This is a genomic window from Mycobacterium sp. G7A2, from assembly GCF_041902445.1.
Taxonomy (GTDB): domain Bacteria; phylum Actinomycetota; class Actinomycetes; order Mycobacteriales; family Mycobacteriaceae; genus Mycobacterium.
This window is the reverse complement of record NZ_CP169251.1, coordinates 4,569,995-4,593,589: the sequence shown is the minus strand read 5'-3', so window position 1 is coordinate 4,593,589 and position 23,595 is coordinate 4,569,995. Positions and strand designations below refer to the sequence as shown.

The 23,595-nt window shown below is 68.7% G+C and carries 18 protein-coding genes; 11 read left to right on the top strand and 7 right to left on the bottom strand.

The window, feature by feature from the left end; all coding sequences use genetic code 11:
• Window positions 1–435: 435 nt before the first annotated feature.
• The gene (locus ACEWX3_RS21740; RefSeq protein ID WP_207067781.1) at window positions 436–915 is read right to left on the bottom strand and encodes a gamma-glutamylcyclotransferase; all 480 of its coding nucleotides are present in this window, start codon (window positions 913–915) and stop codon (window positions 436–438) included.
• A gap of 77 nt (window positions 916–992) precedes the next feature.
• Between ACEWX3_RS21740 and ACEWX3_RS21735 the strand changes: the two genes are divergently transcribed.
• From ACEWX3_RS21735 to ACEWX3_RS21710, 6 genes are all read left to right on the top strand, one after another.
• Window positions 993–2,408 (top strand): NAD(P)H-quinone dehydrogenase, encoded by a 1,416-nt coding sequence (locus ACEWX3_RS21735; protein ID WP_374157669.1) that lies wholly within the window; start codon window positions 993–995, stop codon window positions 2,406–2,408.
• A 79-nt stretch (window positions 2,409–2,487) separates the two neighbouring features.
• The gene (locus ACEWX3_RS21730) at window positions 2,488–4,227 is read left to right on the top strand and encodes a hypothetical protein (protein ID WP_374157668.1); all 1,740 of its coding nucleotides are present in this window, start codon (window positions 2,488–2,490) and stop codon (window positions 4,225–4,227) included.
• 33 nt (window positions 4,228–4,260) lie between these two features.
• Entirely contained in the window at window positions 4,261–5,979 is a 1,719-nt protein-coding gene (locus ACEWX3_RS21725; protein ID WP_152519568.1) for a glycerol-3-phosphate dehydrogenase/oxidase, read from the top strand.
• 50 nt (window positions 5,980–6,029) lie between these two features.
• Window positions 6,030–6,830 (top strand): RluA family pseudouridine synthase, encoded by an 801-nt coding sequence (locus ACEWX3_RS21720; protein ID WP_374159914.1) that lies wholly within the window; start codon window positions 6,030–6,032, stop codon window positions 6,828–6,830.
• A 428-nt stretch (window positions 6,831–7,258) separates the two neighbouring features.
• The gene (locus tag ACEWX3_RS21715) at window positions 7,259–7,603 is read left to right on the top strand and encodes an RNA-binding protein (protein ID WP_221350794.1); all 345 of its coding nucleotides are present in this window, start codon (window positions 7,259–7,261) and stop codon (window positions 7,601–7,603) included.
• Window positions 7,603–8,373 carry an SDR family NAD(P)-dependent oxidoreductase gene (locus ACEWX3_RS21710; RefSeq protein ID WP_374157667.1) on the top strand — a complete coding sequence of 257 codons (771 nt, stop codon included), beginning with the start codon at window positions 7,603–7,605 and terminating at the stop codon, window positions 8,371–8,373. Before ACEWX3_RS21715 ends, ACEWX3_RS21710 begins: the two co-directional genes overlap by 1 nt.
• Window positions 8,374–8,375: 2 nt before the next feature.
• Here ACEWX3_RS21710 and ACEWX3_RS21705 read toward each other — a convergent pair whose 3' ends face one another.
• Entirely contained in the window at window positions 8,376–8,975 is a 600-nt protein-coding gene (locus tag ACEWX3_RS21705; protein ID WP_374157666.1) for a TetR/AcrR family transcriptional regulator, read from the bottom strand.
• Between the two features lie 141 nt (window positions 8,976–9,116).
• On the opposite strand from ACEWX3_RS21705, the gene ACEWX3_RS21700 reads away from it, so the two are divergent.
• Complete coding sequence (locus tag ACEWX3_RS21700; RefSeq protein ID WP_221350792.1) at window positions 9,117–10,286, top strand: aromatic ring-hydroxylating dioxygenase subunit alpha; 1,170 nt, start codon at window positions 9,117–9,119, stop codon at window positions 10,284–10,286.
• A gap of 108 nt (window positions 10,287–10,394) precedes the next feature.
• Here the strand turns inward: ACEWX3_RS21700 and ACEWX3_RS21695 are convergent, their stop codons facing one another.
• Together ACEWX3_RS21695 and ACEWX3_RS21690 are read right to left on the bottom strand one after the other, a co-directional pair.
• Entirely contained in the window at window positions 10,395–11,171 is a 777-nt protein-coding gene (locus ACEWX3_RS21695; protein WP_374157665.1) for an enoyl-CoA hydratase/isomerase family protein, read from the bottom strand.
• A gap of 10 nt (window positions 11,172–11,181) precedes the next feature.
• Window positions 11,182–11,871, bottom strand: a complete 690-nt coding sequence (locus ACEWX3_RS21690) for a TetR family transcriptional regulator (protein ID WP_152516077.1) — start codon at window positions 11,869–11,871, stop codon at window positions 11,182–11,184.
• A 69-nt stretch (window positions 11,872–11,940) separates the two neighbouring features.
• Here ACEWX3_RS21690 and ACEWX3_RS21685 point away from each other — a divergent pair, with 69 nt between their 5' ends.
• The 4 genes from ACEWX3_RS21685 to ACEWX3_RS21670 all read left to right on the top strand — a co-directional run bounded on the left by ACEWX3_RS21685 (window position 11,941) and on the right by ACEWX3_RS21670 (window position 16,444).
• Window positions 11,941–13,017, top strand: a complete 1,077-nt coding sequence (locus ACEWX3_RS21685; RefSeq protein WP_221349060.1) for a ferredoxin reductase — start codon at window positions 11,941–11,943, stop codon at window positions 13,015–13,017.
• Between the two features lie 48 nt (window positions 13,018–13,065).
• Window positions 13,066–14,232 carry a fatty acid desaturase gene (locus ACEWX3_RS21680; protein WP_374157664.1) on the top strand — a complete coding sequence of 389 codons (1,167 nt, stop codon included), beginning with the start codon at window positions 13,066–13,068 and terminating at the stop codon, window positions 14,230–14,232.
• 32 nt (window positions 14,233–14,264) lie between these two features.
• A complete protein-coding gene (locus ACEWX3_RS21675; protein ID WP_283612103.1) occupies window positions 14,265–14,732 on the top strand; it encodes a hypothetical protein in 468 nt (155 codons plus the stop codon).
• Window positions 14,733–14,872: 140 nt separating this feature from the next.
• Window positions 14,873–16,444 (top strand): phospholipase D-like domain-containing protein, encoded by a 1,572-nt coding sequence (locus ACEWX3_RS21670; protein ID WP_374157663.1) that lies wholly within the window; start codon window positions 14,873–14,875, stop codon window positions 16,442–16,444.
• A 15-nt stretch (window positions 16,445–16,459) separates the two neighbouring features.
• On the opposite strand, the gene ACEWX3_RS21665 is transcribed toward ACEWX3_RS21670, so the two are convergent.
• The 3 genes from ACEWX3_RS21665 to ACEWX3_RS21655 all read right to left on the bottom strand — a co-directional run bounded on the left by ACEWX3_RS21665 (window position 16,460) and on the right by ACEWX3_RS21655 (window position 23,515).
• Window positions 16,460–17,884, bottom strand: a complete 1,425-nt coding sequence (locus ACEWX3_RS21665; protein ID WP_374157662.1) for a PE-PPE domain-containing protein — start codon at window positions 17,882–17,884, stop codon at window positions 16,460–16,462.
• Window positions 17,885–18,227: 343 nt separating this feature from the next.
• Window positions 18,228–18,980: an endonuclease VIII Nei2 gene (gene nei2 / locus ACEWX3_RS21660; protein WP_207065527.1), complete on the bottom strand. Its 753-nt coding sequence runs from the start codon at window positions 18,978–18,980 to the stop codon at window positions 18,228–18,230.
• A complete protein-coding gene (locus ACEWX3_RS21655; protein WP_374157661.1) occupies window positions 18,980–23,515 on the bottom strand; it encodes an ATP-dependent helicase in 4,536 nt (1,511 codons plus the stop codon). Before ACEWX3_RS21655 ends, nei2 begins: the two co-directional genes overlap by 1 nt.
• Window positions 23,516–23,595 lie beyond the last annotated feature (80 nt).

Genomic DNA, 23,595 nt, shown 5'->3' with positions numbered 1-23,595 from the left:
GAGCGCTCCGGCGCAGGGTGGGGTGGCCACCAGCTGACAGATCCTGGGCCACCTCAACCGGGCGGGGATTCGAGCGCGCAGTGAATACCGTTGTGCTGGAACGCCTGTGGCAGGGGATCTACTGCCTCGGCGAACCCTCCGACGAGCTGCGCTTGCGTGGCTTGGAGCTGTCGGCGGTCGCCCGGTTGGCGGTGTGCCTGCGGCATCGCCGCAGCGATGTATGGCTTCGAGACCGAACCGCCAGATCGTCGTGTGATCAGGAACCTCAGCGAGGTGGCGACACCGCCGACCGGGGCCGCCGCCCGGGGCCGCCGCCCACCACAATGTCGTTCTGAGAGCAGTGTTGCGCGCATATATCCGCAGCGCACCGCTCAGAACGACATTGCGTCTACCAGGAGCCCGCCCGCCGAAGTCGAACTCGCGCGCTCGCCGGACTCACGACCCGGGGCCGGGGCCGATGTTGCTGGCCGGGCGGGTCCGCAGGTCATGCACGTACTCGGCTGGTGCCCCGGCGATTTCGGCGGCCTCGGCGATCACCCCCAGATAGCGCGCCGACGGGATGCCACCCTCCCAGGCGTCCACCACATACAGCCACGCCAGCACGGGGTCGGTGTCGGTGTCCGACGAGATCCGCTCGACGCGGCACCGGATCTTCTTGTGGAAGCCGAGCTCGGAGCCTTCCCAGCGGTCGAGGTTGTCCTCGTCCTCTTTGGTCATGTCGTAGAGCACGACGAACACCTTCGATGCCGGATCCTCGACGAGAGTGGCCAGCGCACCTTCCCAGGCGATGTCCTCGCCGCCGAAGGTCAGCCGCCAACCGTGCAGCCAGCCGGTGCCGGCCACCGGGGAGTGCGGGGCCCGTTGCAGCATCTGCTCGGGATGCATGTTCGATCCGTAAGCGGCGTAGAGCGGCACCCGAGAAGCTTAAACGCATTGTGAACCCCTGCTGTATCCGAACGCCCGCCTCGGGGTCGGTGCAATAGGTTGGTGGCGTGGTAACGCGCATCGTGATCATCGGAGGAGGACCGGCGGGATATGAGGCGGCGCTGGTCGCGGCCGCCCACGGACGTGACGTCGTCCAGGTGACGGTCGTCGACTCGGACGGCCTGGGCGGGGCGTGCGTGCTGTACGACTGCGTCCCGTCGAAGACGCTGATCGCCTCGACCGGGGTGCGCACCGAGCTGCGCCGCGCGTCGGGTCTGGGCTACGACATCGGTATCGACGCCGCGCCGATCTCGCTGCCCGACATCAACAACCGGGTCAAGACGCTGGCCGCGTCGCAGTCCGCCGACATCGGCCGGCAGCTGCTCAACCACGGTGTGACGATCATCGGCGGTCATGGTGAGCTCGTCGACGACACCTCCGGCATGGCGCATCACCGGGTGAAGGTGACCACCCCGGACGGCAAGGTCGGCGTGCTCAAGGCCGACGTGGTGCTGATCGCCACCGGCGCGAGCCCGCGGATCCTGCCCAACGCCGAGCCCGACGGCGAGCGGATCCTGACCTGGCGACACGTCTACGACCTGCCTGAACTGCCGGAACATCTCATCATCGTGGGCTCGGGGGTGACGGGCGCGGAGTTCTGCAACGCCTACACCGAGCTCGGGGTGACGGTGACGGTCGTGGCCAGCCGTGACCAGATCCTGCCCCACGAGGACTCCGACGCGGCCGCGGTGCTCGAGGAGGTCTTCGCCGAGCGCGGCGTGACGCTGGTCAAGAATGCCCGGGCCGACTCGGTGACCCGCACGGATTCGGGGGTGAAGGTGACGATGGCCGACGGCCGTTCTGTGGAGGGCAGCCACGCGCTGATGACGGTCGGATCGGTGCCCAACACCGCGAACCTGGGCCTGGAGCGGGTCGGCGTCGAACTCAAGCGGGGCGGCTACATCCCCGTGGATCGGGTGTCGCGGACCCCCGCATCGGGGATCTACGCCGCCGGTGACTGCACCGGTCTGCTGCCGTTGGCCTCGGTGGCCGCGATGCAGGGCCGGATCGCGATGTATCACGCGCTGGGGGAGGGGGTGTCCCCGATCCGGCTGCGGACGGTGGCCTCGGCGACGTTCACCCGCCCGGAGATCGGGGCGGTCGGCATCCCGCAGTCGGCGATCGACAGCGGCGAGGTGCCCGCCCGCACGCTGATGCTGCCGCTGAGCACCAACGCCCGGGCCAAGATGAGCCTGCTTCGCCACGGCTTCGTCAAGATCTTCTGCCGACCCGCGACCGGCGTGGTGATCGGGGGCGTCGTGGTGGCGCCGATCGCCTCGGAGCTGATCCTGCCGATCGCGCTGGCCGTGCAGAACCGGATCACGGTGACCGACCTGGCGCAGACGCTGTCGGTGTATCCGTCGCTGTCGGGCTCGATCGTCGAGGCGGCCCGCCGACTGATGACGCATGACGACCTGGACTGACGCAGCTTTGCGTGTACAGAGATCGACGCCTCTGAGCTGGTAATTTGCGCTTCAGTTAATTCGCTGGAACATTGGTGGCGTGTTCGTTCGCAGTGGTGTGGCCGTTCTCGGGGTGCTGGCCGCCGTCACGATCAGCCCCGGCGTGGCATTTGCTGACGGTGACGGCTCAAGTGGTGCGGACACCGCGAGCCAGTCGACCGGGACGTCTTCCGATACCCAGACCGGGTCGGGGGAGCGGGACGGCGGCGACGCCGACACCACCGGCGCCGACGTCACCACCACCACCGACGTCGACGCCGCCGGTACCGCCGGTGATGAGGCGGATGTAGCCGAAGAGGTCACCGACGACCTGTCTGCGGACGGCACCGTCGACGACGAGGAGACGGATCTCGTCGAGCCGGTCGGAGAGCCCGTGGCCGAGACCGTGGCCGATGCGCCCGCGGAGCAGCCCGTGGCCGACGAATCTGCGTCCGAGGGATCCGTGGCCGACGAATCCGTGGCTGACGGCGGCGGAGACACCGTCACGACCGACCGCCGCGAAGGAACCGGCGCGACCGACCGTGGCGGGGACACCGTCACGCCCGACCCGGCCGACGCGCCCGCCCCGAAGACCGAATTTGCGGCCGGATCCGCCGCCGAGCCCGAGACGGAGCCGACCGGCGAAGCGGAGCCGGAGCGCACCCTCGGCGGTGACCTCGCATCCCCGACCCAGCCGACCCTCGTCCCAGCCTCGGACGCCACCGCAGAGACGGGCGAGTCGACGTCGACCGCGCTGGCCACGATGACGGCCGCCGCCGCGTCGAGCACGGCCGAAGCGGTGCGGCCGTCGCCGCTGGAGCTGATCGGGTCGTGGCTGTTCTCGGCGCTGGCCGGGCTGGTGCGGCTGTTCGATCCCAAGCCGTCGATCCCGGCGGGCAGCCTGGTCACCAGGCAGACCTCGAAACTGGAGGTCGGGTGCGGCTGCGGTGAAACCCTCGACGCCGACTGGTATTTCCCCAACCAGGCCGAGGAGCCGGCGGGCCTGATCTATCTGCAGCACGGCTTCTTCCGGTCGAAAGCCAACGTGTCGGCGCTGGCGGTGCAGCTGGCCGAGCAGACCAACAGCGTCGTCGTCGTGCCCACGGTTGCGTCCGATCCGTTCGCCCAGGGCGGTTGCTGGGTCAACGGGGACGCGATGCACCGCGCGGTCGCTGACCTGTTCGTCGGTGACATGACGGCTCTGACGGCCAGCGCGACGGCAGCCGCCGGGCATGCGGTCATCCTTCCGGCGCAGTTCGTGCTGGCCGGCCAGTCCGCGGGCGGCAACCTGGCGGCCTCGGCGGCGGCCTTCAGCGTCGACAACGGCGCGATCGACCGCCTGCGGGCCGTGGTGATGTTCGACGGCGTCGACAACGGCGGCCGCATCGCCGCCGGCTCGGCGGCGTTGACCGGCGTGAACGCCCGTCCGGTGTTCCAGATCGCCGCCGAATGCGCCCTGTGCAACGTCTTCGGCGCCGGCACGTCCGCGTTGGTGGACAGCCGCCCCGACGGCTTCGTCGGGGTCCGGCTCGAGGGCGGCAAACACACCGACGCCGAGGGCGCCAGCAGCGGTCTCATCGGCATGCTCACCTGCGGCGTCCCGGACTCGGCGAATGTGGCGGCCGTCCCGGTGATCGCCGCCGGCTGGATCAACGACGTGTTCACCGGCTCGCAGGACGGGCTCTACGGTGCGGGCGGTGAACGTTTCCACGTCGGCGCGGCGACGGCCGTGGTCCTGGGAACGGGCTCCGGGCTGGCGCGAGCATCCGCGCCAGTCCACGTAGGCTGGTCTGAGTACTGACCGGTAACAAGGGAGTCCTGCGTGGGCAACGAGATGCCCGATTCCGTCCTTCATCCCGAGGGGCGTGTCCGGGCCTGGGAGCGACTCGGCAGTGAGCAGTTCGACGTCGTCGTGATCGGCGGTGGCGTCGTCGGTGCGGGGGCTGCGTTGGACGCCGCGACGCGGGGCCTGAAGGTGGCGCTGGTCGAAGCGCGCGACTTCGCGTCGGGCACCTCCAGTCGCAGTTCGAAGATGTTCCACGGCGGGTTGCGCTACCTCGAGCAGCTGGAGTTCGGCCTGGTCCGGGAAGCGCTGCACGAACGGGAGCTGTCGCTGACCACGCTGGCGCCGCACCTGGTCAAGCCGTTGCCGTTCTTGTTCCCGCTGACCAAGCGGCTGTGGGAGCGGCCCTACATCGCCGCCGGCATCATGCTCTACGACCAGCTCGGTGGCGCGAAATCCGTTCCCCCGCAGAAGCACCTGACCCGTGCCGGGGCATTGCGGCTGTCGCCGGGGTTGAAGCGTTCGGCGCTGATCGGCGGGATCCGGTACTACGACACCGTCGTCGACGATGCCCGCCACACGATGACGGTCGCGCGCACCGCCGCCCATTACGGGGCCGTGGTGCGGACCTCGACGCAGGTGGTGGCGCTGCTGCGGGAAGGCGACCGGGTCACCGGGGTGCAGGTCCGGGATTCGGAGAACGGAGCGGTCACCGATGTCCGGGGCCATGTCGTGGTCAACGCGACCGGGGTGTGGACCGACGAGATCCAGGCGTTGTCCAAGCAGCGCGGCCGTTTCCGGGTGCGGGCCTCCAAGGGCGTGCACGTCGTGGTGCCCCGCGACCGCATCGTCAGCGAGGTCGCCATCATCCTGCGCACCGAGAAGTCGGTGTTGTTCGTCATCCCGTGGGGGACCCACTGGATCATCGGCACCACCGACACCGACTGGAACCTCGACCTGGCACACCCGGCCGCGACGAAGGCCGACATCGACTACATCCTGGGCCATGTGAACACGGTCCTGGCCACTCCGTTGACCCATGACGACATCGACGGGGTGTATGCCGGGTTGCGGCCGTTGTTGGCCGGGGAGAGCGAGGAGACCTCGAAACTCTCCCGCGAGCACGCGGTCGCGGTGCCCGCGCCGGGCCTGGTCGCTATCGCCGGCGGCAAGTACACCACCTACCGGGTGATGGCCGAGGACGCCATCGATGCGGCCGCCGAGTTCGTGCCCACCCGGGTGGCGCGTTCCATCACCGAGAAGGTGCCGCTGGTCGGCGCCGACGGCTACTTCGCGTTGGTCAACCAAACCCAAAGGGTGGGAAGCTTCTACGGACTGCACCCGTACCGGGTGCGCCACCTGCTGGATCGCTACGGCTCGCTGATCAGCGAGGTGCTCGCGATGGCCGACGACCGCCCGGAGTTGCTCGAGCCGATCACCGAGGCGCCGGTCTATCTCAAGGTCGAGGCGGCCTACGCGGCGGCGGCCGAGGGCGCCCTGCATCTGGAGGACATCCTGGCGCGCCGGATGCGGATCTCCATCGAATATCCGCATCGCGGCGTGGACTGTGCCCGCGAGGTCGCCGAAGTCGTTGCGCCGGTGCTGAACTGGACGGCAGAGGACGTGGATCGCGAAGTCGAGACCTATCGGGCCCGGGTGGAGGCCGAGGTGCGTTCGCAGGCCCAGCCCGACGACGAGTCGGCCGATGCGTTGCGTGCCGCTGCTCCGGAGGCGCGCGCCGAGATCCTCGAACCGGTGCCGCTGAATTGAGCAAGGCTCCGCTTCCCGTGCGCGAGGGTCTCGGTCCCGCGCGGGTGCGGATGCACGGCGGCAACGTCGCCGAGGAGTTCGAACGCCGGTGGGGTGCTGGTGCGAAAGTCTCTGCTGGAGAAGTGTTTGGCGCTGACGGCTCGGTGCTCGACGCGACATCGGTGCTGCCCGCCGGCGCCGTGGTCTACTTCTACCGCGACGTTGCCGACGAGGTCGTCGTCCCGTTCGACATCCCGGTGCTGCATCGCGACGAGGACATCCTGGTGGTGGACAAGCCGCATTTCCTGGCCACGATGCCGCGCGGTCGGCACGTGATGCAGACGGCGCTGGTGCGGTTGCGGCGTGAGCTGGGTTTACCCGATCTGGCGCCCGCGCACCGGCTCGACCGACTGACCGCGGGTGTGCTGGTGTTCACGGTGCGCCCCGAGGTTCGTGGCGCCTACCAGGTGTTGTTCGCCCAGGGAAGGGTGTCGAAGACCTACCTCGCGTGTGCCGGCGTCGCCCCGGGGTTGACGTTCCCGCTGACGGTACGCAGCCGGATCGTCAAGCGCCGCGGGTGTTTGCAGGCGGTCGAGGAGCCTGGGGCGCCGAACGCCGAGACGCTGGTCGAGCACCTGGGCGACGGGCGCTATCGCCTGACGCCGCGCACCGGGCGCACCCATCAGCTACGGGTGCACATGGCGTCGTTGGGTCTGCCCATCATCGGGGATCCGCTCTACCCGGACGTCGTCGAGGTGGCGGCCGACGATTTCGCCACGCCGCTAAGCCTTCTCGCGCATACGTTGGCATTCGACGATCCGCTGACCGGTGTTCGCCGGACGTTCACCAGCACCCGGTCGTTGTGGCTTTAGTGTGCGTCCAGATCGCAAGCACCCCTCGAACAACTGCGATCTGAACGCACCAGGTGCGCGACCCGTTGGTTGCGCACAGTACGAAAATGTACGACATCGTCAAAGAGTTCGCTGGGTGAATCGTTGATCTCGGCAAAGACTTTCTGACAAGCGATCTTTTACAGATCGACGAGAATGACAAGTTTGCTCGCTATCTCGCGGATTCCGCTACGGATGAGGGTTCGAGCGTGGGGTCCGGAGTATGCCCAGAACCTGTGGCAACACAGAGCGCAGACGACGCACGGTGCTGATCTGGCAAACCGTCCGGTGTCGTCATCGGCGCCGCGACCCGGCACCGGGACGCGGGTTCGCCCGCGCACGTCCGAGTCGACTGTCACAATCAACGTGGTGTCGCGGCCCCGGCCGCTGAGAACGTGAAGGAGCTCGACTTGCGCCAGACCTGGCTCGTCGCAGTCGCCGCGGTCTTCGTCGGCGGGGTGCTCAGCCCCGTGGTCATGCCCGCACCGAAGGCGGAGGCGATCTGCGGTTCCATCGGTGGACGATGGGTCGACGTCTCGGGATGTTCGGACCCGCTCTGGGAGATGAACTACGTGCCTCCCCCGCCGCCGCCTCCGCCACCGCCACCCCCGCCGCCACCGCCGGGTGCTCCGCCTCCGCCGCCACCACCTCCGCCTCCGCCACCACCGCCGCCGCCTCCGCCGCCGGTGTACACACCCAACGTGGCGGTGTGTGCTGATGTGGGCCGCCGCATCAGCGTCAGCGGCTGCATCTAGTGGACCGCTCGTCGTTCGACCGGTTGTTCGACATGGCCGGTCGGACCGTCGTCGTGACCGGCGGCACCCGCGGGATCGGACTGGCGCTGGCTGAGGGATATGTGCTCGCCGGAGCGCGGGTCGTCGTGGCCAGCCGCAAGCCGGACGCGTGCGAACAGGCCGCGGCGCACCTGTGCGGGATGGGTGGCGCGGCGATCGGCGTGCCGACCCATCTCGGTGAGGTCGACGATCTGGCCGCGCTGGTCGAGCGCACCGTCGCCGAGTTCGGTGGTCTCGATGTGCTGGTCAACAACGCCGCCAATCCGTTGGCGCAGCCGCTGGGACAGATCACGGTGGACGCGCTGACCAAGTCGTTCGACGTGAATCTGCGCGGTCCGGTGATGCTTGTGCAGGAAGCGCTCCCGCACCTGAGGAACAGCGCGCACGCCGCGGTGCTGAACATGGTGTCGATCGGCGGGTTCATCTTCGCACCGGCGCTGTCGATCTACGCGTCGATGAAGTCGGCGCTGATGTCGTTCACCCGCTCGATGGCCGCCGAGTTCGCCGGTGACGGGATCCGGGTCAACGCGTTGGCGCCGGGGCCGGTGGACACCGACATGATGCGCAAGAACCCGCAGGAGGTCATCGACGGGATGGTCTCCGGGACGTTGATGCGGCGGCTGGCCTCGGCCGACGAAATGGTCGGCGCCGCACTGCTGTTGACCTCCGACGCCGGTAGTTACATGACCGGTCAGGTCATCATGGTCGACGGCGGCGGCACCCCGCGCTAGCGTCAGCGGCGCCGGTGCTCGATCGCGGCGCCGGTCCATCGGCGAAGGTACTCGCGGAGCTCTTCGCCCGTGCGCGGGGGTCTGCCCGGGTCGAGGACGAAGGACTGCAGCGTGCGCAGCATGTGTTCGGCGATGTCGTCGGTGTCGCGCTCGGAGAATCCCTCTGCGGCCCAGTCGACGCTGAACCGCTGCAGGATGGACCGCGCCAGGTGCAGCGCAGTGTCGGACGTGACGCTGGTGCTGAACAATCCGGTCCGTTCCGCGGTGAGAAGCACCCTCATGTAGGGATTCGCCGGCAGCGCTTCGAGGGTGTAGGCGACACCTTCGACCACGGCGCCGGCCGGATCGGTCAGCCCGCTCAGGTGGGCCGCCAGTTGGTCGAGGAAGTCTGACGCCGAGTCGAATGCGGCCGCCACCAGTAACGCGTCCGCGCTGGGGAAATAGCGGTAGACGGTCTGGCGGGTGACGCCGACGGCGCGGGCGATGTCGGCGATGTTGACGTCACCGTCGCGCTCGATGGCGATCTTGGCGGCGGACAGGATGCGGGCGGCCGCCTCCTCGTCACTGGACGGGGTGGCGCCGGACCAACCACGGGTGCGCATCAGGCCGAGGCGGCGACGGTCTGAGATAGGTCGATCACCTCGGCAGAATACTCGCGCCGCCTCGCCGATCCGTGATCATACGGTTGTACTCAAGTGTATGATCGACGGCGACGTGCTGACGCGAAGGAGCTCGACGTGACCATCGATACCGCTGGCGCCACCCGAACGCCGCTGGACCGCAGTCTGACCGAGCGCGGTCTGGAACTGGTCAACTCCGGCACGACGGACATGGCAGATGCAGTGCTGCGGGTGCCGTTGCATTACTACCGCGACCCGAAGATCACCGAGATCGAGGAGTCGTCGATCCTGCGCCGCACCCCGCTGGCCATCGTTCCGAGTGCGCAGATCCCGAACAGCCATGACTTCGTGGTCCGCTCGGTTCTCGGTGACTCGCTGTTGGTGACCCGCGACGCACACGGCGAGGCGCACGTGTTCCTCAACTACTGCCGGCACCGGGGCGCGATGCCCGCCTGCGGCAGCGGCAACAGTCGACGCTTCGTATGTCCCTACCACGCATGGAATTACGACACCGCCGGCAGGCTGGTGCGGGTGCCGGGTAAGGCAGGCTTCGCCGAGCTGCAGACCGAGTCGTACGGACTGGTCGAGCTGCCGAACGAGGAACGTCACGGGTTCATCTGGGCGGTGCTGACCGTGGATGCCGAGCTGAACCTGGACAGGCACCTCGGCGATTTCGCGGCAGAGCTCGACCAATGGAACTACAGCGCCTTCGGCTACCACGATGAGCGCGAGTTCACCTCGGAGACCAGTTGGAAGGGTGCGTTGGAGGCATTCGCCGAGGGCTATCATTTCCCGTTCGTGCACGGGCAGAGCGTCATCGGCCTGAACACGGTGGCCAACACCCACGTCTACGACGAATGGGGTCGACACCACCGAATCGGATTTCCGTTCAACAACATCCGCGACCTGAACGACGATCCGACCCAGGACTGGAGCCCGATCGGCCGGATGGGTGTCATCTATTGGATCTATCCGAACCTGATCCTGGCCAACAGCCCGGTGGGCGTCGAGATCATCGACATGCTGCCGGCGGGTTCACCGACGCGCTGCACGGTTCGACATAGTTGGATGGCGCGTTACCCCGCGGCCGACGACGCGCAGCGGGCGTTCTACGACGACGTTTTCAGCCAGGTGCACGCGGCGGTGCGCGACGAGGACTTCGTGATGCTGCCTCAGTGCGGAGAAGGAGTGCGGCATGGTCAGCACGATCACATGCTGATCGGCCGCAACGAAATCGGCGTTCAGCACATGATTCGGGTGTTGGCGGCCGAATTGAAGGTTGCTCTGGAATGACGGTCGGTGCTCCGCCCCACCGTTGCCGCGAGCGTGCACACACGGTAGCTGCCGAGCGCGCGGAACTACCGGGTGTGCACTCTCGCGAGGCGCTGTGGGCTACACGCCTCAGCGCTTGAGCATCTTCGACGCGGCGTCACGCATCTCGCCACTGGTCGAGGCGAGGATCTGGCTGCGGTTCTCCAGATGCAGTGCCGCCTCCAGGCTGGAGGACTCCAGGTTCGCCCACATCACCTGCTTGGTCGATTCGACACCGAATTTGCCGTATCCGCAGAGTGTCTCGGCGACGGCCAGTGCCTCGTCGAGCGGAGATTCGACGAGGCGCGACACCAGACCCAGCCGTAGCGCCTCGTCGGCGTCGACGGCCCGGGCGGTCAGGATCAGATCGAAGGCCGGCCCGGCGCCGATCAGCCGCGGCAGCGTGTAGCTGACGCCGATGTCGCAGCCGCCGAGGCCGAGTTTGATGAACTGGGTGCAGAATCGAGCCGCCGGGCCCGCTACCCGCAGGTCGCAGGCCAGCGCGATGCCGAGTCCACCCCCGTAGGCGACGCCGTTGACGGCGGCGATCACCGGCTGGCGCAACCGGTGGATCTTGGCGGTGAGGTCGGCGATGCGTTCCTGCCAGCGCATCCCCGAGCGGGGGAACTCGGTGCCGCCGCCGGCCTCGACGGGGTTGGGAGCGCCCAGGTCCAGACCGGAACAGAAGCCCCGGCCTGCGCCGGTCAGCACGACCACGCGGCAGGTGTTGTCCGCGGCCAGGGCGTCGAGTGCCTCGTGCAGCTGTTCGACCAGCTGGTAGGACAGCGCGTTGAGCTTCTCGGGCCGGTTGAGGGTCAGGACGGTGATCTCGGGTCGGGGATGGCTGGTCTGCAGGACGGGCGGCATGGCCGTCACGTTAACTGCTGCGCCACCCCGCCACGCCGATCGTGATCATCCGCAGTTGTTTGACCGCGACGCGCTTGATCTCGGCGATCGCCGCGGGGTCGGTGGTTTCCTCGAGGGACTCGGCGATGACGATCATGGCGTTGACGAACACGCTGGCCAGGATGTTGAGGTCTTCGCTGCTCCAGGACTGTAGGCCGGGGAAGCGCGCGAGGTCGATGGCCAACTCGGAGGTGATCAGGCGGATCTCGGTGCGAATGGCGTAGCGCAGTACCGTCACGCCGCTGGAGCGTTCCCGGCCGATGAACCGCCAGTGTTCGCGGCGTTGCTGTACGCCGTCGATGAGGATGTCGACCGAGGACTCGATGACGCGGGTCGGGTCCAGTTTGCCCGCGCGGGCGCCGCGCAGCATGTCCCGCAGGCTGCGGAAGGACTCGTCGATCAGCACCAGGCCGAGGGCTTCCATCGACTCGAAGTGACGGTAGAACGCGGCCGGGGAGATGCCCGCCTCGCGGGTCACCTCGCGCAGGCTCAGGCCGCTGAAGCTGTGCTCGGCGAGCAGGTGCAGTGCCGCTGAGACGATCGCCCGGCGGGTGGCCTCTTTGCGTTCTTCACGGCTGAGTTGGTCGTGTGCCCGGTCGCGGCTTCTGTCGTGCCGCCGTGACGACGACCGAGATCGTGACTCGGGCGTACGACTGTTCACTGTGTGAAACCTACCACAACCTGCTCCTTTCTCTTGACCGTCTTAGTCTATGTGGCCGACAGTGAACATATGTTTACTCAAACCCTGACCAAGCGGGTGCGGCGCTCCTCGCTGCTGGACCTGCTCACCGGTCCGCACGGAGTGGACCGCTACACCGAGTTGGTCGACCCGACATGGACACGGGGCGAGGGCCGTGCCCGGGTCGTCGGGGTGCGGCGCAACACGCCGCGCAGCGTCACGCTGACGCTGGACCCCAACCGCGCCTTCCGGGCGGGCATGCCCGGGTTCCGTGCCGGCCAGCACGTCAACGTCACCGTCGAGGTCGACGGCCGGCGACGGACCCGGCCGTACTCGATCGCCAGCGCCGAGGGCGACCGCTACCTGGAGCTGACGATCGGACGGCACGACGGCGGCGTGGTCTCGCCCTACCTGGTCGAGCATGCCCGTCGCGGCCTGGTCGTCGGTCTGGACTCGGTGGGTGGCGAGTTCACCCTTCCCGAGACCCTGACCGAACCCGTGCTGCTGGTCTCCGGCGGCACCGGCATCACGCCGGTGATGTCGATGCTGCGCACCCTGCGTGCGCGCCGTCACCGCGGTCGCGTGGTGTTCCTGCACTACGCCCGCTCGGCGGAGGAGGCGTGCTACCGCGACGAGCTCGCCCTGACCGCGGCCGAGATGCCCAACGTGACCGTGCTGCACGGCTACACGCGCGAGCCCGCGGCCTCGGACCTGGTCGGGCGCTTCGGTTCCGACCACGTCGCCGCCGCGGACATCCAACCCGAACACGTCTACGTGTGTGGGCCGCCCGCCCTCGTCGACGCGGTGCGGGAGCAGTTCCCGAATGCGCAGTCGGAGAGCTTCGTGCCGCCGGTACTCACCCCGCAGCAGGCCTCCGGTGGCCGGATCCGGTTCAGCGACAGCGAGATCGAGATCGACGACGACGGCACTCCACTGCTCGGTCAGGCCGAGGCCGCCGGCCTGACCCCGGAAAGCGGCTGCCGCATGGGCATCTGCTTTTCCTGCACCCGCCGCAAGAACAGCGGCGCCGTGCGCAACGTGATCACCGGCGCGGTGTCCTCCACCGACGAGGAGGACGTGCAGATCTGTGTGTCCGCACCCGTCGGCGACGTCGACATCGCCCTGTAACGAGATCGCCCGGTAAGACATCGCTCTGTAAAAGCCCAAGGAGACATGATGACTGACACCTTGACCACCACTGACAAGACCCCCACCGACGAGACCGCCACCGTCGAGACCACCACGACTCAGCCCGGTCCGGCCCAGACGATCTCCAAGACCGTCGCGGGAAAGACCGTCACGCTGACCCCCGAGCAGGCCGAGGCGTTCGGCCGCGAGCTCGACGAACTCAAAGAACGCGTCATCGCCGACCTGGGTGAGCGCGACGCCACCTACATCCGGCGGATGATCAAGGCGCAGCGCACCCTCGAGGTCGGCGGTCGCGCGCTGCTGTTCGGCGGGATCTTCCCGCCGTTCTGGCTGGCCGGCACCGCGATGCTGGGGCTGAGCAAGATCATCGACAACATGGAGATCGGCCACAACGTCATGCACGGCCAGTACGACTGGATGGGTGACCCGGCACTGTCCAGCCGCGGATTCGAATGGGACACCGCGTGCCCGGCCGACCAGTGGCGGCACTCGCACAACTACATGCACCACACCTATACCAACATCGTCGGACTGGACCGCGACGTGGGCTACGGCATCCTGCGGATGAGCTCCGACCAGAAGTGGAAGCCGTACTACCTCGGCAACCCGGTGTACGCGTTCCTGCTCATGGTGCTGTTCCAGTACGGCGTGGCGCTGCACGAGATGGAGAGCGAGAAGATCGCCTCCGGTGAGATCTCCATCAAGGACAAGCGTGAGATCCTCGAGGGCATCTGGGCCAAGACCAAGCGCCAGACGCTCAAGGACTACGTGGCGTTCCCGCTGCTGGCCGGGCCGTTCGCGCCGTGGGTGTTCACCGGCAACCTGACGGCGAACCTGATCCGCAACGTGTGGTCCTACATGATCATCTTCTGCGGACACTTCCCCGAGGATGTGCAGGAGTTCACGATCGAGGAGACGAAGGCCGAATCCCGCGGCCAGTGGTACTTCCGTCAGATCCTCGGCTCGGCGAACCTGACCGGGGGCAAGCTGTTCCACATCCTGAGCGGCAACCTGTCGTTCCAGATCGAACACCACCTGTTCCCCGACATCCCCGCGCACCGGCACGCCGAGATCTCCGAGAGTGTGCGCGAGATCTGCGGCCGCTACGGCATCCCGTACAACACCGGGCCGTTGCCGCGGCAGTTCGCCACCGTGGTCCGCAAGATCGTCAGGCTCGCGCTGCCCTGGACGTAGACCTTGTGGAGGGGCCCGGCCCGTGGTGTGGTGTGCCGTGGGTCGGGCCCAACGGTGAGGAGTGGTTCATGCGCGCGGCGATGGCTGGAGCGGCAATGTCGGTGATGGCGGTCGGTGTCCTCGGCGGCGTGGGCGCTGCCTGGGCGCAGCCGGCGGCCCCGAATGCCGGTGAGTTGACCGCCGACCTGCGGCAGGTCCTCGACACCGGGGCGCCGTCCGACGCGCGGGCGGCCAAGCTGGCCGGTGGGCAGGCGGCGGTACCGACCGCGGACAACATCGCCAACCGGTTGAACACCTACGGCGGGATGGTGTCGTGGGAGGTGCAGAATCCGGTGCTCAACGGCGACCGGGTGGACGCGCAGCTGGCGGTCAGCATCCCGATCTTCGGCACCAAGACCCACAACATCTACTGGGTCGACCAGGACGGGCAGTGGAAGCTGTCGAACCCGTCGGCCTGTGTCATCGCCCACGACGTCGCCGGAGTCGACTGCACGGTCTGACCCCCCGGCGCCCGGATCGTGAGTGAGAACACAGATCCGAGGTGTGCGGTTTCGGGTGCCACGACCGTCCCTCACAGAGCACGATTGAATCCGTCGCCGTGTCGGCGCGATCATGGAGTTGCCTGACGGGAGGTGCAGTGATGGCGAACGCCACGATTGAGGCTGCGCTGGTCGTGCCTGGACACACGTGCTGGCAGACCGCGCGCGCCGACCGGTTCGCGACGATCGTCGACGGAGCCGACTACCTCGCGCATGTGAAGGCGGCCATGCTGCGCGCCAAGCGTCGCATCATGTTGATCGGCTGGGACCTGGACTATCGGACCACCTTCGAACCCGGGCATCCGACGCAGCTGGGCCCGAACACGCTCGGCCCGTTCCTGCACTGGTTGCTGTTCCGCGAACCCGGCCTGCACGTGTATCTGCTGAAGTCCAACCTGCGACTGCTGCCGGCGTTGGACGGGTTCTGGTTCGGCGTGACTCCGGTGGCGCTGCTCAACCAGGTGACCTCGCGGCGCATCCATTTCGCGGTGGACGGCGCCCGCCCCACCGGGGCGGTGCACCACCAGAAGATCGTCGTCGTCGACGACGATGTCGCGTTCTGCGGGGGCATCGACCTCACCGTCGGCCGATGGGACACCCGCGACCATGCCCCCGGCGACCGACGCCGCACGACATCGGGCGAGCCCTACGGGCCACGTCACGAGGTGGCCACCGCTGTCGACGGAGCCGCGGCCCGTGTGCTCGCCGAACAGGCGCGGCAGCGGTGGCAGGCCGCGACCGGCAAGTCGCTGCCCGCGCTCGCGGCCGCGGGGTCGATGTGGCCGAACCAGTTGGAGCCGGCCCTGCGCGACGTGGAGGTGGGCGTGGCCCGCACCATGCCCGCCCTGCCGGGCCGGGCCGAGGTGCGCGAGGTGGAAGCACTGAACCTGGCGGCCATCGCCGCCGCGCGTCAGGTGATCTATCTGGAGAACCAGTATCTCGCCGCGCGCAGTCTCGCCGAGGCGCTCGCCGAGCGGCTGCGCGAACCCGACGGCCCCGAGGTGGTGATCGTGCTGCCCCGAAGCTCGGAGAGCCGGCTCGAGCAGGAGTCGATGGACAGTGCCCGGGAGCGCATGCTGCGGCTGCTGTGGGACGCCGACGTGCATCAGCGGCTGGGCGTGTACTGGCCGGTGGTCAAAGGTGGCGAATCGGTGTACGTGCACTCGAAGGTTCTGGTCGTCGACGACCGGTTGCTGCGCATCGGCTCGTCGAATCTGAACAACCGTTCGCTGGGCTTCGACAGCGAATGCGATGTCGTGATCGAGGCGCCGGCCGAGGGCGGCGACGACATCCGCGACCACATCGTGGGTGTGCGTGACGATCTGGTGGCCGAGCACCTCGGTGTATCCCCGCTGCGTTTCAGTTCCGAAATCCGCGAACGCGGTTCGTTTCTGGGGGCGGTCAACGCCCTGCGCGGTACGGGGCGGTCGCTGCGCACCTTCACCGAGTTCATGGTCGCCGCTGATGCGTCACCCTTCGCGGAGAACGACCTGATGGACCCCGACACCGTGCCGTCCTCGATCGCCGACAGCGTGCAGAATCTGGCGGTCCGGGTCATCACCTGGCCCTTGGCCAACGGCGCTCCCCAGCTGTGGTCGATCGTGCGGGACTTCACCGGCGGTGGTGATCCAGGGCCGGAGTACTCGGTCGACGTGGCCGCCGACGCCGGGTGAGTCCGACTCGGACGACTACGAGTCGCCGTCGCCGGAGTTGTCGTCGGCCGAAACGCCGCCCCGGTCATTCTCCTTTGCCGCAGCCGTTTCCGAATCCGTCGCCTTGGGTCCGGTGACGCCGGCGCTCCCGGTCGTCCGATCCAGCCGTTCGTCGCTGGTGGACGATCCGTGGCTGGTCTCGCGCGTAGGCAGGGTCGTCGAGTTCGTGGGATCGTCGACCGTCGCGTCCGGGCCATCGATATCCATGTCCAGGTCGTCCTCGGCGGCCGTCTCGGCGCCGATCTCCTGCGCGGGCAGGGTTGTCGAATTCGTGGGACCGTCAGGCTTCGCCACCGTCTCGTCGAGGTCACCGGTGCCAAGCTCTTCCGCGTCGAGGTCAGGCTCCTCCGCGTCGAGGTCAACAGTGCGGAGGTCGTCCGCGGCGGCCTCGTCCGGCTTGGAGACAGGCAGTGCAGCGGCAGCCGAGCCGTCGGAATCTTCGGACAGCGATGCGGCGATACCAGTGGCGGCCGAATCATCGTGGTCGACGTCTGACGGCCCCGGTATCCGGGCGGACGCCGGAGTCGAGGACGGCGCAGACATCGCGGCCGGTTCGTCCGGCGTCGTCGGCAGGTAGGACCGATCGTAGGCCCGCTCCACGATCTTCTTCAGCGGCCCGTTGAGTGCGTCCGCCAAGCCCGTCAGCCCCAGGTTCCGCAGCGGCTCGAGCAGCGGAAGGTTCTCGGTCGGCACGAACACGTAGGTCGTGTTGCCCTCTTTCCACACGATATTGGCGGGGTCGTAGAGGTTCACGCCTTCGTACTCAGTGTGGATGACCGTGAACGCCGCCAGGGAATTGAGCAAGGCGATCAGGTTGGTGGGGTCATCGGGGAAGTCGGAGGCCGGGTCGTACTGCCGCGACACGTCGATCACGTCGTACTGGGTCTGCGGCATCACCTTGCTGTCCGAGCCGCCGTAGGCGCGAGTGGGATTGCCGATCAGCACGAACGACAGTTCGTCCGGTGAGGGGGCGTCGGCGTCGTCCGCGTGCTGCTCCAGCCAGGCGGTGACCGATCGAGCACCCTCGCTGTAGGAGAACACGACCTTGGTGCCCGGCGTTGCGTCGATGGTGGTTTCGATGGTCGTGATCCCGTTGGGGTCCCAGAGGAACTGCCGGATCTGCACGCAGTTGTTGGGTGCTTGGCACAGCGTTCCTTGGAGTTCATCCTCCATGGAGCCTTCCCAGGGAAAGACGGTCAGTACCGTCGCGGGACTCGGCACCGAGGGCACCGGGGCTGCTGTCGCTGCTGCGGCAGCCGCGGCGGTCGGCGCAGGCAGGAGCGGCAGAACGGCTGCGCTCACAGCAAATTTCAGCACCGTTCGCTTGACGGTGAAGCCCGAGCGGCGCAGGGGCAGGCTCGCCCTGGTCGTGCCTCCATCCGACGGCACATGACGGTCCACAGGACTGTGCGTGTCGTGTGTCCTCAGATGTCGCTGCCACCTCGACGGTCGATGAGACCGCGTTCTCCGACAAGACATTGTTCGATTCCCCCCAGATCACGTGAATGCGCCGCCCCCCGACGGACCGGACGACTCCGGCTTGGGTAAGCCGCGCGCCCGTCAGTGCAGTATGCCCCATCTTGGGCGATTACTGAAGGTCTTGCATCTTGTCACTGATCCGGTGCATGCGATTTGGGCAAATCGTCTTGCGCGCCGACATGGGCGATCCTGTCGCGCTCCGATACGAGGGCCGCGGGCCGTGGCCGTGGCCGTGGGCCGTCCCTCGTCCACGGCGTCGCGGCGTCTATCGCTGGCAGGTCGGGCACCAATACGTCACCCGGTCACCGCCCTTGTCGGTCTCGATGCGGGTACCGCACCGCCGACACGGCAGGCCCGCGCGGCCGTACACCCAGACATCCTGACCGGGGCGGGTGTTGCCGGTGGTCGTACGGTTGATGCGTAACCGGTTGGCCCACAACATCTGCTGGGCGCGGGTCGCCATCCGCACCGGATCGGGCAGCTGTGCCACCGCCGTGCCCGGCAGCAAGCCGAATACGAAGCACAGTTCGTTGGCGAACACGTTGCCCACGCCGGCCATCACCCGCTGATCCAGTAGCGCCTCGGCCAGCGGCCGGTCGGGGTCGGCCATCAGGTTGGCCGCGGCGGTCTGGGCCGACCAGTCTTCACCGAGCAGGTCCGGGCCCAGGTGGTCGACCGCGGTCATGTCGGTGGCGCGGTCGAGCACTTCGAGCACGCCGAGATCGATTCCGGAGGCGCGCGATTCGGCGGTCTCGAGCACGATGCGGATCTTGTAGGCCGGAGCCCGCACCCGGCCGATGATCCACGCGCCGTCCATCTTCAGGTGGGAGTGGATGCTGGCCGCGCCGACGCGGATGAACAGGTGCTTGCCGCGGCTGAGCACTTCGTCGACGGTCTGCCCGGACAGGTCCACCGCCGCGAAGCGCGGCACCCGCACGTCGCAGCGGGTCAACACCTTGCCCTCCAGGGCTGTGCGCAGCTTGTCCGCGGTCCGGAACACGGTATCGCCCTCGGGCATCAGCGCAGCCGCAATCCGCGAGGCGTGCGGGAGAAGCCAGCGGAGACCAGCGACTCGACGACCACGGAGTCGCGCTGCTCGAGCACCGGAACACCGTCGATCCGTTCCACCAGCAGCGCCGGAACCCGTTGCCGGGTGACCAATTCGGCCAGCGCGGCGGCCGCCGCGTTCGAGGTCTCGGCGTCACCGGTGAAGCTCAGCAGCGACCGGCCGCCGCGTTCGACGAACCAGGCCAACGCGCCGTCGACGAGCACGACCAGCGCTCCGGCTTTTCGGCCGGGCCGGTGTGCGGTGTCGGCGTCGGGGTCGCGGACCGGCCACGGCAGTGCCGCTCCGAAGGGGTTGGCCGGGTCGGTCGCGGCCAGCGCCACCGCGCGCAGCGCACCTTGGCGGTCGTCGATGCTGTCGGCGTGGGTGCGCAGGCGGTCGACGGTGCTGGCCGTGGCGAACTGCGCGCCGCCGAGGGATTCGACGAAATAGCCGCGCTGGCAGCGCCCGGCCTCTTCCATCGTGGTGAGCACCTTGTACAGCGAGGCGAACCCGCCCGGGACATTCTCGGCAGCCGCGGCGCCCTTGGTCAGCACCCCGTGGCGGGCCAGCAGTTGGTCGGCCTGGAAGTGTGCGCGGACCGTGGTGTCGGTCTCGGGCACCGGCAGCGCCGACCACCGACCGGCGACCGTCGGGTCGGAGTCGCGGTGGCTCAACGCACTCGAGCTCAGGCTGTAGCGGCTCAGCCGGGGGGCGCGCCGGTGCCGGTGCGACGGGGTGGCCGCTCGCCGCGCGCCCGTACCGCGGGTGCCGGCCAGCAGCGCCCGTACCGGGGCGAACGTGTCGCCGCTGACGTAGCCGGACCAGATCAGCTGCCACAGCGCCTCTTTCAGGGACTCGCTGCTGACGCCGTCCACCGACAGCTGCCGGAAGAAGTACGCGCCGCCCCCCGACAGCGCGTCCAGAAGCGCGCGGTGCACGTCGGTCATGTCGACCTCGCTCGGCGGCGCCATTGACAGCGGTGCGGTCTCGGCGGGATGGAACGCGACCCAGCCGTCTGCGGTGGACAGCGCGCCGACACCCGACCACAGCACTTCACCGGAGGCGAGCAGTTCGTCGAGCATGCCGGGCTGGTAGTCGCGCACGCGCTGTCCGAAGATCAGCGGTTCGACAGCCGAGGCGGGCATCGGCACGCCGGCGAGTTGATCGATCACCGCGGCCAGTCCGTCGACGCCGGACACCGATTCGCTGCCGAGCAGCTGCCAGGACGGCAGGAAGCGGCCGAACGCGGTGGTGCTGACCGGTTCGATCTGTGCGCGCAGCGCCGCCAACGAGCGGCGGCGCAGGATGCGCAGCACCTCGGCGTCACACCACTGTTCCCCGGAATCGGCGGGAGCGTCGCTGAATTCGCCGCGGACCAACTTGCCGTCGACGGTGAGGCGACCCAGCACGTCGGCGGCGACCCGCACTCCGAGTCCGAACCGGGCGGCGGCCTCGGCGGTGGTGAACGGGCCGCGGGTGCGGGCGAACCGTGACAGCAGTTCTCCCAGCGGGTCGATGACCGGTTCGAGGAACGCGATCGGCACCCCGACCGGCACCGCGACTCCGACACCGTCCCGCAGTCGGGCGATGTCCTCCACCGCGGCCCACCAGCTCTGCCCGGCATAGGACACGGTCACCACCCGCTTGGCCGTCAACAGGCCTTCCAGCCAGCCGCCCACGTCGTCGGCGGTGCTGCGCGCGGCGACCTCGTCGGTGGTCAGCGGGCCGAGCAGGCGCAGCAGGTCGGCGACGCCCTCGGCGTCGCGGGCCAGCCGCTCCTCGGTCAGATGTTGCAGCTGGCGTGACGTGCTGGCGACGACGTCGGCGTCGAGCAACTCGCGCAGCTCGACACGGCCCAGCAGCTCGGCCAGCAACGTCGGGTCGAGCGCCAGCGCGGCGGCCCGCCGCTCGGCCAGCGGGCTGTCGCCTTCGTACATGAACGCCCCGACGTAGCCGAACAGCAGCGACGCCGCGAACGGTGAGGGGGTCGGGGTCTCGACCTCCAGCAGCCGCACCCGGCGCTGCGCGATGCGGCCCATCAGCGCCGTCAGCATCGGCACGTCGTAGACGTCCTGCAGACACTCCCGCACCGCCTCGAGCACGATCGGGAAGTCCGGATAGTTGCGGGCCACGTCGAGAAGCTGGGCGGCACGCTGACGCTGATGCCACAGCGGCGAGCGCTTGCCGGGGTGGCGGCGGGGCAGCAGCAGCGCCCGCGCGGCACATTCGCGGAACCGTGAGGCGAACAGCGCCGAGCTGCTGACCTCGGTGGTGACCAGCGGCTCGATCTCGTCGGGGTCGAACACGAAGATGTCGGCGCCCGGGGCGGCGTCGTCGGTGTCGGGCAGCCGCACGATGATGCCGTCGTCGGAGGCGGTGGGCTTTTCGTCGATGCCGTAGCGGTCGTAGAGCCGCTTGCCGACGGCCAGTGCCAGCGGCCCGTGCACCCGCAAGCCGTAGGGGGAGTGCAGGATGACCCGCCAGTCGCCGAGTTCGTCGCGGAACCGTTCGACCACCAGCGTGGTGTCCGACGGCACCGCTGAGGTGGCCTGGCGTTGCTCGTCGATCAGCTGCCACAGGTTGTCGATCGCAAAGTCGTCGAAACCGATTTCCCGGCAGCGGGTTTCGAACTTCTCCCGGTCCAGGCGGGCCAGCTCGCCGGTGAACGCCCCGATCGCCGCGCCCAGCTCCGCGGGCCGGCCGACGCCGTCACCGCGCCAGAACGGTAGCCGCGCCGGCTCGCCGGGGGCGGGGATCACCAGCACCCGGTCGTGGGTGATCTCGGTGATGCGCCAGCTCGTGGCGCCCAGCGAGATGACGTCACCGGGCCGGGACTCGTAGACCATCTCCTCGTCGAGTTCGCCGACCCGGGAGGGCTTCTCGGAGTCCGCCGAGGAGGCCAGGTAGACGGTGAACAGCCCGCGGTCGGGGATCGCGCCACCGGAGGTGACGGCCAGCCGCTGGGCGCCCGGCCGAGCGGTCAGCGTCCCGGCATCGCGGTCGTAGACGATGCGTGGACGCAGCTCGGCGAAGTCGGTGGACGGGTACTTGCCGGCGAGCAGGTCCAGTGTCGCCTCGAACGCGCTGCGCGGCAGCGTCGCGAACGGGGCGCTGCGCCGCACGGTGTCGAACCAGCGGTCGGCGTCGATCGGTTCCAGCGCGCTGGCGGCGACGGTGTGCTGGGCCAGCACGTCGAGCGGGTTGGCCGGCACCTTCATCGTCTCGATCTGCCCGGTCAGCATGCGCTGCACACTGACCGCGCACCCGATCAGGTCGGTGCGGTGCTTCGGCAGCAGCACACCCTGGCTGATCTCGCCGACCTGGTGTCCGGCCCGGCCGATGCGTTGCAGCCCGCTGGCCACCGACGGCGGGGTCTCGACCTGGATGACCAGATCGACCGAGCCCATGTCGATGCCGAGCTCGAGGCTCGATGTCGCGACGACGGCCTTGAGTCGCCCGCTCTTGAGCGCGTCCTCGACCTCGGCGCGGGCTTCTTTGCTGACCGAACCGTGGTGCGCGCGGGCCAGCACCGGCTCGGCGCCGTAGGTCTGTCCGCTGCCCATCAGGTGCGCCGGCGCCCCGCCGGCGACGCCGGGGTTGTGGGAGCCGAGCTCGACGCCGGCGCGTTCGGCGTGGATCTCGTTGAGGCGCGCGGTCAGTCGCTCGGCCAGCCGCCGCGAGTTGGTGAACACGATCGAGCTGTGGTGCGCCTCGATCAGGTCGACGATGCGCTCCTCGACATCGGGCCAGATCGAGTTGTCCTCCAGGTTGGCCATGTCGGGTACCGGCACCTGCACGGCGAGATCGAAGGTCTTGGCCGCCGGCGGCGCGACGATCGTGGTCGGGGACGCGCCGGACAGGAATCGGGCCACCTCCTCGGGCGGGCGCACCGTCGCCGAGAGCCCGATTCGTTGCGCGGGCCGCTCCAGCATCGCGTCGAGGCGTTCCAGCGACAGCGCCAGGTGTGCGCCGCGTTTGGTGCCCGCCACGGCGTGCACTTCGTCGACGATGACGGTCTGCACGCCGGCCAGGGAGTCGCGGGCCGCCGAGGTCAACATCAGGAACAGCGACTCGGGGGTGGTGATCAGGATGTCAGGCGGTTTGGTGATCAGCTCGCGCCGCTTGGCGGGGGTGGTGTCGCCGGAGCGCACGCCGACGCTGATCGCCGGCGGCGTCTGGCCGGTGCGCTCGGCGATGCGGGAGATGCCGGTCAGCGGCGTGCGCAGGTTGCGCTCGACGTCGACGGCCAGAGCCTTGAGCGGGGACACGTACAGCACCCGGGTCGAGCGGGTGGGGGAGGGTTCACGGGCCAGCCCGTCGATCGCCCACAGAAACGCCGCGAGCGTCTTCCCCGATCCGGTGGGGGCGATGACCAGGGTGTTGTCGCCGTCGGCGATCGCGTTCCATGCTTGGGCCTGCGCCGGGGTGGGTTCGTGGAACGTGCCGGTGAACCACTCGCGCGTCAGCGCGCTGAAGCGGGCGAGCGGGTCGGTGGTCACGGGCACCCGTCCATGGTGCCTGCTGGGTCCGACAACTGCTCTGAGCAGGGGTGAAGTCGTCGAAAACGGGGGCTGCCGGCGTCCGT

Excerpts from the sequence above, each read along its gene's own strand:
- ACEWX3_RS21680 (WP_374157664.1), top strand. The coding sequence starts at position 13,066 with ATGACTGACACCTTGACCACCACTGACAAGACCCCCACCGACGAGACC.
- ACEWX3_RS21705 (WP_374157666.1), bottom strand. The coding sequence starts at position 8,975 with ATGCGCACCCGTGGTTGGTCCGGCGCCACCCCGTCCAGTGACGAGGAG.
- ACEWX3_RS21720 (WP_374159914.1), top strand. The coding sequence starts at position 6,030 with ATGCACGGCGGCAACGTCGCCGAGGAGTTCGAACGCCGGTGGGGTGCT.
- ACEWX3_RS21670 (WP_374157663.1), top strand. The coding sequence starts at position 14,873 with ATGGCGAACGCCACGATTGAGGCTGCGCTGGTCGTGCCTGGACACACG.
- ACEWX3_RS21695 (WP_374157665.1), bottom strand. The coding sequence starts at position 11,171 with ATGCCGCCCGTCCTGCAGACCAGCCATCCCCGACCCGAGATCACCGTC.
- ACEWX3_RS21725 (WP_152519568.1), top strand. The coding sequence starts at position 4,261 with ATGCCCGATTCCGTCCTTCATCCCGAGGGGCGTGTCCGGGCCTGGGAG.
- nei2 (WP_207065527.1), bottom strand. The coding sequence starts at position 18,980 with ATGCCCGAGGGCGATACCGTGTTCCGGACCGCGGACAAGCTGCGCACA.
- ACEWX3_RS21685 (WP_221349060.1), top strand. The coding sequence starts at position 11,941 with ATGTTTACTCAAACCCTGACCAAGCGGGTGCGGCGCTCCTCGCTGCTG.